15 protein-coding genes and 1 riboswitch are annotated in these 12,827 nt (G+C 36.6%); of the genes, 9 read left to right on the top strand and 6 right to left on the bottom strand.

The genetic code is table 11. The annotated features are described in order from the left end of the window. Window positions 1-78 precede the first annotated feature (78 nt). A complete protein-coding gene (locus JTI58_RS05770; protein WP_205445815.1) occupies window positions 79-675 on the bottom strand; it encodes a biotin transporter BioY in 597 nt (198 codons plus the stop codon). 154 nt (window positions 676-829) lie between these two features. Beyond that, a riboswitch (cobalamin riboswitch) is annotated at window positions 830-1,017 on the top strand. 145 nt (window positions 1,018-1,162) lie between these two features. Here JTI58_RS05770 and JTI58_RS05765 point away from each other — a divergent pair. From JTI58_RS05765 to dapF, 3 genes are read left to right on the top strand one after another with little or no spacing between them, the layout of a single operon-like run. Continuing rightward, window positions 1,163-2,209, top strand: a complete 1,047-nt coding sequence (locus tag JTI58_RS05765) for a FecCD family ABC transporter permease (protein ID WP_016993711.1) — start codon at window positions 1,163-1,165, stop codon at window positions 2,207-2,209. A 5-nt stretch (window positions 2,210-2,214) separates the two neighbouring features. Then, window positions 2,215-3,006, top strand: a complete 792-nt coding sequence (locus JTI58_RS05760; protein ID WP_205445813.1) for a heme ABC transporter ATP-binding protein — start codon at window positions 2,215-2,217, stop codon at window positions 3,004-3,006. Window positions 3,007-3,061: 55 nt separating this feature from the next. Then, the gene (gene dapF, locus JTI58_RS05755) at window positions 3,062-3,919 is read left to right on the top strand and encodes a diaminopimelate epimerase (RefSeq protein ID WP_205445812.1); all 858 of its coding nucleotides are present in this window, start codon (window positions 3,062-3,064) and stop codon (window positions 3,917-3,919) included. 90 nt (window positions 3,920-4,009) lie between these two features. On the opposite strand, the gene JTI58_RS05750 is transcribed toward dapF, so the two are convergent. From JTI58_RS05750 to JTI58_RS05740, 3 genes are all read right to left on the bottom strand, one after another. Beyond that, complete coding sequence (locus JTI58_RS05750) at window positions 4,010-4,324, bottom strand: DMT family transporter (protein WP_205445811.1); 315 nt, start codon at window positions 4,322-4,324, stop codon at window positions 4,010-4,012. Next, window positions 4,324-4,677, bottom strand: coding sequence for a DMT family transporter (locus tag JTI58_RS05745; protein ID WP_205445809.1), 354 nt, complete (start codon window positions 4,675-4,677; stop codon window positions 4,324-4,326). Before JTI58_RS05745 ends, JTI58_RS05750 begins: the two co-directional genes overlap by 1 nt. A gap of 75 nt (window positions 4,678-4,752) precedes the next feature. After that, on the bottom strand, window positions 4,753-5,331 hold the full coding sequence (locus tag JTI58_RS05740; RefSeq protein ID WP_205445807.1) for a TetR/AcrR family transcriptional regulator: 579 nt from the start codon (window positions 5,329-5,331) through the stop codon (window positions 4,753-4,755). 199 nt (window positions 5,332-5,530) lie between these two features. Here JTI58_RS05740 and JTI58_RS05735 point away from each other — a divergent pair, with 199 nt between their 5' ends. From JTI58_RS05735 to JTI58_RS05720, 4 genes are all read left to right on the top strand, one after another. Then, window positions 5,531-5,701, top strand: a complete 171-nt coding sequence (locus JTI58_RS05735; protein ID WP_205445806.1) for a hypothetical protein — start codon at window positions 5,531-5,533, stop codon at window positions 5,699-5,701. 71 nt (window positions 5,702-5,772) lie between these two features. Then, entirely contained in the window at window positions 5,773-6,939 is a 1,167-nt protein-coding gene (locus JTI58_RS05730) for an endonuclease Q family protein (RefSeq protein WP_205445804.1), read from the top strand. A gap of 109 nt (window positions 6,940-7,048) precedes the next feature. After that, the gene (locus JTI58_RS05725) at window positions 7,049-8,674 is read left to right on the top strand and encodes an S-layer homology domain-containing protein (RefSeq protein WP_205445803.1); all 1,626 of its coding nucleotides are present in this window, start codon (window positions 7,049-7,051) and stop codon (window positions 8,672-8,674) included. A 106-nt stretch (window positions 8,675-8,780) separates the two neighbouring features. Next, window positions 8,781-9,149: an ion channel gene (locus JTI58_RS05720; RefSeq protein ID WP_205445801.1), complete on the top strand. Its 369-nt coding sequence runs from the start codon at window positions 8,781-8,783 to the stop codon at window positions 9,147-9,149. A gap of 49 nt (window positions 9,150-9,198) precedes the next feature. On the opposite strand, the gene JTI58_RS05715 is transcribed toward JTI58_RS05720, so the two are convergent. Both JTI58_RS05715 and JTI58_RS05710 read right to left on the bottom strand, forming a co-directional pair. Then, window positions 9,199-9,486, bottom strand: a complete 288-nt coding sequence (locus JTI58_RS05715; RefSeq protein WP_004224435.1) for a DUF2653 family protein — start codon at window positions 9,484-9,486, stop codon at window positions 9,199-9,201. Continuing rightward, complete coding sequence (locus JTI58_RS05710; protein ID WP_205445799.1) at window positions 9,474-9,938, bottom strand: hypothetical protein; 465 nt, start codon at window positions 9,936-9,938, stop codon at window positions 9,474-9,476. Before JTI58_RS05710 ends, JTI58_RS05715 begins: the two co-directional genes overlap by 13 nt. A gap of 184 nt (window positions 9,939-10,122) precedes the next feature. On the opposite strand from JTI58_RS05710, the gene JTI58_RS05705 reads away from it, so the two are divergent. Both JTI58_RS05705 and JTI58_RS05700 read left to right on the top strand, forming a co-directional pair. Further along, window positions 10,123-11,139, top strand: coding sequence for a YdcF family protein (locus JTI58_RS05705; protein ID WP_205445798.1), 1,017 nt, complete (start codon window positions 10,123-10,125; stop codon window positions 11,137-11,139). A gap of 72 nt (window positions 11,140-11,211) precedes the next feature. Continuing rightward, complete coding sequence (locus JTI58_RS05700) at window positions 11,212-12,498, top strand: tetratricopeptide repeat protein (RefSeq protein ID WP_205445796.1); 1,287 nt, start codon at window positions 11,212-11,214, stop codon at window positions 12,496-12,498. Window positions 12,499-12,827 lie beyond the last annotated feature (329 nt).

Below are 12,827 nucleotides of genomic sequence, written 5' to 3'. Positions count from 1 at the left end.
ATAAATGTGCAGAAATGATGGACATGACCTATGAATAAATTTTCCTCTAGTCTGACACGAAAGAAGTGAAGCGATATGTTATTGAATGGGCATGATTCTCAATGTTTTTTGTAATCTATACGCGAAGATACCAGCAAAAATGGCTAAAATAATATCTTTTGGTAGTGGAGGTATCATCCAAAGCCAAGCTAGCTTATAAGAAAAATTCTCTGGCGCACTTGCCCAAAGCTTGTATGCAAAAAACATCCAATTTGTTCCTATCAAATAATTTATAGCCGTTGCTACCAAAGCAGCTACGATAAAGCTTTTCTTTGTCCCGCTTCGTTCCACGATCCATCCTGCAACAAATGCCGCTAAAATAAATGTAATAATAAACCCAAAGGTAGGACTTAAAATTTGACCAATTCCACCACCAAAGCGAGCAAAGACAGGTGCTCCTGCCAATCCCACACACATATAAATTGTACAGGCGAGCGCACCTTTTCTACTACCAAGAATAAGCCCTGCTAAAATCGCAAAAAAGGTTTGAAGCGTAATGGGTACACCACCAACTACCATAAAGGGTGCAAAGGAAGTGATATTAGCACCCACCATCATTAGCGTTGAAAATAATCCAATATAGGTAATGTCGACAGTTCTTAATTTATGATGACTATGTTGTGTAACAGTTGCCATGATTTCACCTCGTTTTAAAAGTTATTACAGCTAGTGTAAAAAACGAAAGCATTTGTGTCAACCTAATTATTAAAATTAGTTAACTCAAATGTTAGATGCATTTCCATGTAGACTAACTATCTATAAAAATGTATGATAGAATCGTCACAATTTTATAACTTCAAATACTATTGGTGTGATATTTTTGAATGTCACTTAAAAGGGAAGTCGGTGGAAGTCCGATGCTGTCCCGCAACTGTAACGAGGAATCCTATAATATTATTTGCCACTGTGTAAGAATGGGAAGGCAATTATAGGATGTTGAATCGAAGCCAGGAGACCTGCCAGTTAGTAATACCTGTAATGCCCACGAGGATGCAAGCAATTACGGACAATAGCTGGATATTTTCTGACTTTGTTTAATCTAGGGTATTTCTATGTGTATTTTCGCATGGAATACCTTTTTTTATTGCTTCATTCATCAATATTCAGTAGGAGTTTAAAACAGATGAATAAAAAATTTATGTTATTTTCCTTCGTACTTTTCATGGTATTAATTGTTTCAATGACATTTGCTGTAATGGTTGGCTCTGTTTCAGTTACACCATTATATGTATGGAAAGTTATTCTTTCTAAAATTCCTTTTATACAAAATGCTATCGAACAAGATTGGAGTCGCTCACAGGAAATCATCATTTGGCAAATAAGAGCACCTCGTGTTTTGCTAGCTGCTATTGTTGGAGCGGGGTTAGCCATTGCGGGGGCAGCGATTCAGGCGCTTGTACGAAATTCTATTGCTGATCCGTATATTCTAGGGATTTCTTCAGGGGCAGCTGTCGGAGCTACTTCTGTAATTATTTTAGGAGCCTTTTCATTTTTAGGGATTTACGCTCTGTCAGTATCCGCATTTCTTGGATCATTACTTGCCATTGCACTTGTTTTTTTCTTATCACGTGTTGGTGGACGTGTCTCTATTTTCCGCTTGCTATTGGCAGGTATGGCTGTGTCCTTTATCTTAACGGCTATCTCTAACTTTATTTTAATGATGTCAAAGCAAGAAGGGGCTTTAAAGGCTGTTATGTTTTGGATGCTAGGTAGTTTAGCTGGAGCTAAATGGAATAATATTGTGATTCCAGCTTTCGTATTCTTCGTTGTATTTGGGCTACTGTGGCTACACTATCGCAATTTAAATTTATTATTACTGGGGGAAGAGGCGGCAGTGACATTAGGCGTGAATCTTCAACAATTTCGTATCCAGCTAATATTACTCGTTTCTCTGTTAACAGGTGTGCTTGTCGCAGTTAGTGGTTCTATTGGATTTGTGGGATTAATTATTCCCCATATTGTGCGATTAATTGTGGGCTCAAACTATAAATATGTAATACCTATTAGTGCTTTAATAGGTGGAATATTCTTAGTATGGGCAGATGCCTTTGCTCGAATCATCATCGCTCCTCAGGAAATGCCAATTGGTATTATTACAGCTTTTTGTGGAGGACCATTTTTCATTTGGCTACTCCGTCGTAACAACTATTCTTTCGGTGAAGGAGATTAATTTCCATGACATTAGAAGCGAAACAAGTATCATTCTCCATTTACGATCAGCGTATACTACATGATGTAAGTATTCAAATAAAAGAAAAGCAATTTGTTGGATTAATTGGCCCTAATGGAAGCGGAAAATCAACATTGTTAAAAAATATGTATCGTCTCCTAAAACCTGAAAGCGGTACGGTATTATTAAATGAGCAGGATATTTTAAAGCAAACAAGTAAAGCAATTGCGAAAAATTTGGCCGTTGTTAGCCAAGAAACACCCGTTTTATTTGATTTCACTGTGCATGATTTAGTCAGTATGGGGAGAACGCCACATAAAAAGCTATTAGAGCTTGATCAAGAGCAAGATTTCCAAATTGTTAAAGATGCTCTTAGACAAACGGGTATATCTCATTTAGAGAAACGAAGCTTTAGCTCTCTTTCAGGAGGCGAGAAAAAGCGCGTAATGGTTGCACGAGCACTCGCTCAACAAGCACAGGTACTAATATTAGATGAGCCGACGAATCATTTAGATATTCAACATCAACTTCAACTCATGGATTTAATTCAGACCTTACACTTAACCGTAGTGGCAGCTTTGCATGACTTGAATATCGCTGCTATGTACTGCGATCAAATTTACGTTTTACAGCAAGGGCGGATCGTTTGTCATGGTACACCAGAGGAAGTGCTGACGCCAGCGTTGTTGCAAGATGTATTTGGTGTTTTTGCCGATATTCAAACACATTCACTGACAGGTAAGCCTTATCTCACATATGTCCCTGACCAATTTGCGAAGAAGGTCAGCCAAGTTTAGGAAAGCAAGATCTTCTATTTAAATACACATAACATCCTTTATAGGGAGTGACTGTATGCAAATAGCCTTTACGAAAATGCATGGTATTGGCAACAGCTATATCTATCTTGATCTTTTTCAATATGATTACAAGGAAGATATCTTTTTTGAATTGGCTCAGAAAATGGCCAATGTTCATACAGGTATTGGCTCAGATGGATTAATTATTATCCAACCATCCAAAATTGCTGACTGTTGTATGCGTATTTTTAATAAAGATGGCTCTGAGGGGACAAATTGCGGTAATGGTCTTCGCTGTGTTGCTAAGTATATCTTTGACCGTCATATTATGCGAAAAGAGCTAATTACGATTGAAACGAAATCCGGAATTATGCTGGCACAGGTAGTGGTTCAAAACAATAGTGTGATAGAAGTGATTGTCGATATGGGCAAACCTCTCTTATTGCGCAAAGACATTCCGATGCTAGGAAACCCAAATGAACATGTCATTAATGAGGTATTTTTGTTACCCCAACATTCTCTTTTGGTAACAGCGTTGTTTTTGGGGAATCCAAATGCCGTCATTTTTGTGAATGCTATAGAACAGGCACCACTAAAAACATTAGGGGGGATTATAGCAAATGATGTGAGATTTCCTCATCATAGCAATGTTGAATTCGTAGAGGTCGTTCATGCGAAAGCATTAAAATGCCGAGTTTGGGAGCGAGGTTCAGGTATAACAGAGGCATGTGGGACAGGTGCTTGTGCAGCGGTAGTGGCTGCTATATTAAATGGTTTTTGTCAGAAGGAAGAAGAGATAGTAGTCCAACTTAGTGGCGGTGACTTAGTCATACGATGGGCCGAAAATGACCATATCTGGATGCGTGGTCCAGCAGAGTTTATTGCGGATGGAATCTACGAATTTTTATCTTAATTACGTCAATACTTCTTCGCCATACCATATTAAATAAAATGAATACAGGAAGCCTCCGATTTAAGAGTGGCGTCCTGTATTGTAGAGCCATTAAGATACTGCTTTTAAGCCTGCTACACCTATGGTAATTGCTATGATACTGATAATACGTGATAGATTTTTAGATTCACCAAAGAAAATGATATTTACGAGTACAGCTCCAACAGTACCAATTCCTACCCAAACAACATAGGCAATACTTAACTGCAAATAGTTGAAGGATGCATATAAAAGGGCAAAGGACACACCAAAACCACCAATATATAAAATTAAGTTTTGTAATGTTTTCTGCTGACTATAGAAGCGTAAGCCAATCACACCTATAATTTCAGACAATGCAGCTAAGATAATAAGTACCCAACCCATTATACATTCTCTCCTTTCGTTTGCACCTGCACTTTAGAAGAATTATCCGCTAATTTTAGACCGATCACACCTAATATTAAAATAAACATAAACAGTCCTTTAATGGCATTAAACTCTCCTTCGAAAATGAAAATATCCATTAATGTAGTACCGATTGCACCTGCTCCGGCGAAAATAGCATAGACTGTTCCAGTAGGTAAGCTCTCACAAGCCTTCGATAAGAAGTGAAAATCTATAGCAATGATTGTCACAATAATTATCCAGTGCCACCATGAGCTTGCAACATTAAAGCCAAATACCCAAAGCAATTCAAATAAACTTGTTAATACAACGTACATCCATTCTTTTTTCATCATTAAAATCCTTTCATGGGATAAGATTAAATGACTGACGTTCAGTCATTTTTAAAATAAAAGAGAACGTCACTTTTATGGGTGACGTAGGCCAAGTGCATGATATAGGAAATCGATAAGCTCAAGCTTGAGCAATTTCATTGTTTCATCCTTGCTATCATCAAATAAATAAATTTGTTCGGCAGCAGATTCAATTAGACCAATCATCAGTTTAGCTGAACGAGTTGGATCAATAGAATCACGTATCATTCCTTGTTGCTGGCCAGATAATAAGAAATGACTCATCCAGTCATAATAGGGAGCATAGATACTTTCCCATTCTTTTAAATGCTCTGTTTGTGCAATACCCGCATAAATAAGTGCAACGATATCGCCATATTCTTTCGTTATTAAGAAAACCATTTCCACAACCTCTTCAAGTTGCTGTTCAAAAGGCTTATGACTTGAAATACCTTCGTCTAAGGTAGCTATAATTCTTTCTACCATATTTTTTGCAATAGCAGGCATAACAGAAAGGCGTGATGGGAAATAAAGATAAAATGTTCCTTGAGCGATCCCAGCAGCTTTAACGATATCTGAAACCTTTGTTTTTTCTATTCCTTTTTCACGAAAAACCTCAATGGCAGCTTGAATAATTTTTTCTTCCTTTGACATGCAATCCCTCACTTTTGCCTTACTTATTTAGTATGTTACAGAATAAGAAAACCAATGTCAACAAAAAATGACTGATAATCAGTCATTTTTTTGTTCAATGTTCGTTTGAAACGCCATTAGACCATCAGACACAATTATGTGGAGCAGGAGTATATTTTCTATATTTCGGGGAATTTTATGATTGAAAGGATTGATGATCATGAAAGAAATTAAGTTTGCACAATTAGACCCGCAGCAACTCGAAAAAATTAATGAGCTTGAAAAAAAGATTGGTGTGACATTAGTTGCCTATGATGCTTCCTCCACACCATCACATGGTTCTGGCGCTTTTGAGGCAAATAATAGCACTACTCAAAATCATCCATCATAATAAAGTGAGAAATGCCTTGCAGTAATGTAAGGTATTTTCATTTTATAGACGTACTAAAAGGAGTGATTGAATTGAAAGAATTCTATGCGGATTTACATATTCATATTGGACGTACTTCTAGTGGACGAGCAGTGAAAATTACTGGCAGTAAAACGTTAACATTAGCACGAATTTTAGAGACGGCTAGTGCGAGAAAAGGATTAGATATTATTGGAATCATTGATTGTCACTCCCCAGACGTAATCGAAGAAATGATGGAGATGATTGCACATGGTGAACTGCAAGAACTAAAAGAAGGTGGTCTACGTTTTCAAGAAACAACTTTGATTCCAGGATCGGAAATTGAAATTTATGATCAACATTGTCATGGTCCTATTCATGTGCTTGCTTACTTTCCTACACTAAAGCTTATGAAGCAGTTCTCAGACTGGATGTCACAACATATGAAAAACATCCATTTAAGTTCACAGCGTATTTATTGTGACGGCCAGACCTTGCAGCAAAAGGTGCATGAATTGGAAGGGATTTTTATCCCTGCACATGTATTTACACCATTTAAAAGCTTGTTTGGCAAAGGGGTCCGTCGTAGTTTAACTGAAGTCTTCGATCCACACCTGATCGATGGCATTGAACTAGGTTTAAGCTCTGATACAAATATGGTAAGTCATATCAAAGAGTTACAAGCATATACATTCGTTAGCAATTCTGATGCTCATTCGCTTGGAAAACTGGCAAGAGAGTATCAGAAGTTACGATTAGCAGAAGCGAATTTTGTGGAATTAAAAATGGCCCTACATGAGCAACAAGGGCGAGCGGTAATAGCCAATTATGGCCTAAATCCTTTGCTTGGCAAATATCATCAAACAGTTTGTGCAAAATGTAGTGAACAGCTAAGTAAAGAAGCTACGGTTTGTACAGTCTGTGGAAGTACTCAAATCATCAAGGGAGTAGCTACACGTATACAGGAGTTATCTGAAGATATCCCCAATGAGCGAAATAGACCACCTTACATTCATCAGGTACCACTTGATTTCATTCCAGGTGTTGGACCAAAAATGATGGAACGTTTAATCGAAGCATTTGGTACAGAAATGAATATTTTGCATCGTGTAACAGTCGACCAACTTGAAGAAATTGTGCCACGTAAAATAGCCCAATTAATCGATTTAGCGAGAACGGGTCAATTAGCCATCGAGGTTGGTGGTGGTGGAATTTATGGAAAGATACAGGTTGACTAGATAAAAAATGAAAAGTTTCAAAAAGATTGTTGTAATTTAACCTATTTTTAACGCTCCTCTAGTAAAATAGTGAAAACAATGACTATTTTATAAGTGGAGGAGAGAGTAAATGCGATTATCAAAGAAATTTCGTTTTTTAGCCTCAAGTATATTGGCTTTGCAATTAGCTATACCTGTAGCAGCTAATGCAGAAGAAATACAAGGTGACCACATAGCACCAAGTTGGGTTGTACAGACCGATTATGTTGCACTTGGTGATTCATTAGCGCATGGGATGAATGAAGTAGGTGTAATTGGATTAGGTTATACCGATTTTATTGCACAGGCTTTACAGCAAGATGGTTTCCTTACTTCTTTTAATAAGGGCTTTGCTATGTCAGGCTACACAACTAAAAATGTTTTAGCAGATCTACAAAATGATGTAGCAAAAACAGTGACTGGTTTTGGTTATACAAAGGAACAAGCAAAGTTACGAGCTTCTATTAAAGAAGCTGAAATCATCACATTAACAGCTGGGGCAAATGATTTACTGCCAATATTAAAAGAATCTCAAGCAACGGGCATTGACACTGTGGCTATCATAAAAGCTTCTAAAGAAGCTGTATCAAACATTGCTACTATTCTATCTGAAATCAAAAAGATTAATCCACAAGCTGAAGTATATGTGATGGGCTATTATAATTCCTTCCCATACTATAGTGAGAGCTTACAAAATCAATTTAAACTGTTATTAGCTACATTGAATTCAACAATCAAAACAACGACTGAAAAAGCGGGCGCTATTTTTGTTCCTACATATGATGTTGTTGCAAAGGATGTTGCTAACTATCTACCAAACCCTGAAAATATTCATTTAAGTGAAGCTGGTTATTTAGCGGTAGCAAATGAAGCATTTTTACCAATCATTAAAACAAGCTCTTTATGGGATGTAACGCAGGCTATTGGAGTAGAAATAAAAGATCGTACCACTGTAGAGGTTAGTTGGCAAGAAGCGACAGATAATGTAGGCGTGGCAAATTACAATGTCTATGTGAGTGGAAAATTAACTTCAACATTAAGTGCTGATACTACTACAATTACGCTCGAAGATTTAACAGAAAATACAGCCTACAATGTATCCATCAAAGCAATCGATGCTGCTGGTAATGAAAGTGTTCAAAATCCTACAGTTACTTTCACTACGAAAGGAACAGTGAGTTTTACAGATACACAGAATCATTGGGCAAAAGACTATATTCAAAAAGCAGCAGATACGGGTATAATGAATGGCTATACAGATGGGACATTTAGACCTGAGAGTAGTGTTACACGTGCCCAAGCTGCAGCTATTCTTGTAAGAAGTTTAGGCTTAACTACAGAAGAAAAAGCACCATTTACTGATATTACAAATTATGATGCAGCAACACAGTCAGAAATTGCGGCTGCATATGTACATGGTCTTATCAAGGGAACGGATGGAAAATTTAAACCTGGACAGCCTGTGACACGTGCTCAATTAGCTTTAATGATTCATCGCGCCTATGAGCAGCAATTTAATCAGCCGTATATTGCAAAAGGTGATGTGCCATTTGCAGATGTAGCTTCATATAATGCAGAAACAAAACGTGCAATCACAATGCTGTATGAGTTAGGAATCGTGACAGGGGATGGAGAGAAGTTCTTACCAGAGGCTGTCACAACAAGAGGTCAAGCAGCTAAAATATTTACAAACCTTAGTCAGCACCTCATTCAATAATAATTAAAAGGTAGGGGGAGTGTCACCTCTACCTTTTGACGTTTTCGTAAAAAACGAAGTATAGTCTAACTATGCTGTTGAACGTCCATCGATAAAGGAGAATGGGATGCTGTCATTTATATTATCTGCTAAAAGATTAGTAAAAGGTTTGTGGAGGTCCTTTAAACGTCCACAGTTCATATCATTATTTACTACACTATTTTTAATCATTCTATCAGGAACTCTATTCTACAAGGGGACAGAAGGGTGGCACTGGTTGGATGCCATGTATTTTGCTGTAGTGAGCTTGATTCCAACAGGTGTAGAAACAGGGCTATACCCAACAACAGCTTATTCTAAAGTATTTACAATGATCTATTTAATTGTTGGTACAGGAGTCATGTTTATCATGTTATTAATGCTGGGCCGCTCTATCGTAGATTTTTCTCTTAATGAGGAAGAAAAAGAAGAGGTTAAAAAACGTTTGAAAAAGTAAAATAGCAGTACAATGAATCTTTTGGACGATTCATTGTACTGCTATTTTTTTATGATAGTTTGGCAATAATGCCTTCTTCGTCATCTAAAACAAGCTCAATTCCTGTCGAGAATGGATCACCATGCAAAACATCCTTGATCCAAACACGTAAGGCACCAATCATGGCTGCTGTATTAAGCACTTCTATTTGACCATTAACTTCAACCTCTGCACCAAAGCCTGCGTCATCTTCGTAAGTCAATTCTACCAGAACATCCTCTGGGCGAATGTTTTGATAATAGGCCTGAGATAAACAAATAGCATTAATAATATCTTGTTCGTTGATTATTTGTGCCATTGTGCTTCCTCTTTGCGCTTTTTATCTTTAAACATATTCATTATTTTTACAACAAGCATTACAATAACCGCAATTGCTGCCACGTTAATAAGTAAACCTAAAATATTCCCCAATATCCCCATACCACCAAATAGACTACCGAATAATAAACCAGCAAGTCCACCAAGCATTAATCCTTTCATCAGACCGCCTGAGAAAAAGCCACCTTTTTTAGTAGTATCTGCTTTATTAGTAGATGTTGAGTTGTTTTTATTTGTTGTTGCATTGTTTTGATCTTTAGAAGTATCCTTCGATTTTTGGATATTCGAGCTATTATTGTTGTTAGAGAAGCCTTTTTTACCCGATTTATACGATTTTGCTTCTGCCGTTGGCGTATCAGTAATAAATAATGTTGCACCAACAGTTGAAAATATCAGTGTCGCTGCAAAAAGAGCGGCAAGAATTTTTTTCATTACATACATTCCTCCAATATAATTTTGAATTTAATCATAAACTAGTTCTTATATAGTAATATTACATGAACTATATTAAAAAATAAAACAAACGCTTTCAATAATTGAGCTATATCAAAAAATATGAACAAATAGTGGCAGATGTAATGATTGTGGAAATTATGCAATAGAAAGGAGTGAAACGATGCTACTAACTTTATCAATCTTCATCACCATTTTTATCATTTTGTACTTAACAGAAAAAAGGCGCTTCCTCAACGCGGTAGCTCTTGGTCTGATAGGTATATATATTGTCAGAGCGCTTATTATTCATTATCCTTTATTGCTGCCAAATAATCAGGGAATTATTTCTGAAATGGGGATATTTATTATATTAGGAAGCTTTCCAAGCATTATGTTTATTTTATCGATAGCCATGTTTTTCAATAGTAAAGTATTATTAGAAAAGGAAGGGCGTAAATTTCGTAATTTAATGTTAGCCATATTGGGGCTAAGTTTTGTTATTATGATGATATGGTATGTATTTGTCATTTTTATTCAAATTGAAAATGTATTTTGGCATATTCTTTTCTTCTATGCGTTTTTGATTTTTGGCTATACAATGTTCTTATATACTAGTGTCCTTGCCTATGCGACATTGTATCATTTTACACCTATACGTTATGAACCAAATTACATCATTGCATTAGGCTCAGGGTTAATTGGCGATAGAGTACCTCCGCTTTTAGCAAGTCGCTTAGATGAAGCAGTAAAGCAATATATAAAGTATGCGAAGAAGCCTTTTATCATTGTCTCTGGCGGTCAAGGAAATGATGAAAACGTATCAGAAGCATTTGCAATGAAACAATACTTAATAGAAGTTCATCATATTCCGACTGACAAGATTCTAATGGAAGATCGTTCAGCCAATACAGAACAAAATATGATCTTTTCAAAGAAAATGATGGACCACCATTCTCCTGGAGAGAAGTATCGTTCCATTTTTGTTACGAATAATTTTCATGTGTTTCGCGCAAGTATTTATGCTAGGAAAGCAGCATTAGATGCCGAGGGCGTTGGCTCAAAGACAGCTTTTTACTATGTTCCCAATGCATTTACGCGAGAATTTATAGGTTTATTAGCAATGTATAAATGGACCCATATCACAGTATTTTTAATTATTACGCTATTCGTAGGCTTACTATTGAGAGCATATGTGTAACCAAACTTCAACTGTCTTCCATATAATAGTGGCAAGGCAGTTTTTTTACATAGTGTGCAAGGGAGGAAAATAATGTACGAGCAAATTTTAGCCAAGCGAAATAAAGAACGAATAGATTCCCTACAAAATCTTACACAAACAAAAGATCCATGGTTTGCTCAAAATATAAAATTACTTACATTCGCTGAAATTAACCTAACAGCCTTGCAGAAAATTCTGTATCAAGTAGTGCGGGGGCTATTAAAAGAACAGCAACAGCGCCATTTGCAGATTGTCCATACAGCACAATCTCAATCCATACAGGAGAATGTATTAACGCTGTTAGCAGAATATGATGATGTCTTACGCGATGCCATACCCCAGCCTATCTATATACTTATCTGGCAAATTTCTTCGCTAGAAAAGTTAAAAAACAGTATAGAAGTAGTAGATGATGTGCTTGATATTGTTGAGTGGTACTTTCGCCATCAAGATGAACAAATCGCTATTTTAGATGAAGAGGATTTAGATCATGAGGTCATTATTGATTTGTATAAAGAGGCGGTTGAAGAGCAGGATGGGGATGCTCAATATCAACTGGGAGAATATTATAATTCTAGAGAGGGTAAACATTTTCAACCAGAAAAATCATTGAAATGGTTTGAGCTAGCAGCAGCTCAAGGAAATGCAGATGCTCAATATGTGATGGGGAATTTTTGCTTTGGGGGCATAGGTATGGAGGAGAATTATTCTCTTGCCTTTTCATACTATGAAAAAGCGGCTTTACAGGGACATGCGGATGCTGCCAATAATTTAGCGGATATGTACTTTAATGGCGAGGGCGTACCAACGAATTATACATTAGCAAAAAAATGGTTTGACTATGCTGCAAAAAAGAATGTGGCAGAGGCAATGTTTACGTTAGGCATTATTTATGAGCAGGGGTTAGGCGTTGAGATAGATGTGGAAGCAGCTTTTAATGCCTATAAAAAATCAGCTGAGGCAGGGTATGTCGAAGCACAATATCGACTTGGTGGAATTTATTTAGAGGGGCGCTTAGGCCAAGCGAAAGATGTCAATCGTGGACTATTTTGGTATGAAAGAGCTGCGGAACAATATCATGTAGATGCCTTTTATGATTTAGGCTATATATGGAGTAATGGTCTAACAGGAATACGCAATATTGAAAAAGGTATTCATTGGTTTAAGCAGGCTGCCCTTCAAGGGGATGTGGATGCCAAGTTACAATTAGGACATATTTTCAATAAAGATAAAGGAATAGATAGAAATCTGAAAGAAGCTATCAAATGGTATGGACTCGCAGCAGATGCTGGCTCCGAAGAAGCGGCTAAAATATTACAGGAACTTAAAGGTTTGTAAATTTAGTGTTAAAAAGTATAGGTTTTTAGAATGATTTATACAGCAGTAACGAATGGGTCTTTTAGTCTTGTAATGACTACTGTTTATGGGTATGTAGATAGATGTTAGTTGAGGGTAAAAAATATTAATATAGTGAAAATTAAAGATAACCAATAAAAAAATAGAATAAATATAAAACAAGTAAGCATAATAAACAAAAAAATGGTTAAAAAAGCTACCGAATAGTATTGTGGTAGCTTTTTTATTGTTTAGTACGGTTTATTTAACAACAAGGACTTTTTATACATTTTATGTAAAATAATGGTATTAATAAGATTGACAGCCATTTA

The organism is Lysinibacillus fusiformis (genome assembly GCF_016925635.1).
In the GTDB taxonomy this organism is placed as follows: Bacteria; Bacillota; Bacilli; order Bacillales_A; family Planococcaceae; genus Lysinibacillus; species Lysinibacillus fusiformis_F.
This window is presented reverse-complemented; position numbering and strand designations above follow the sequence as displayed.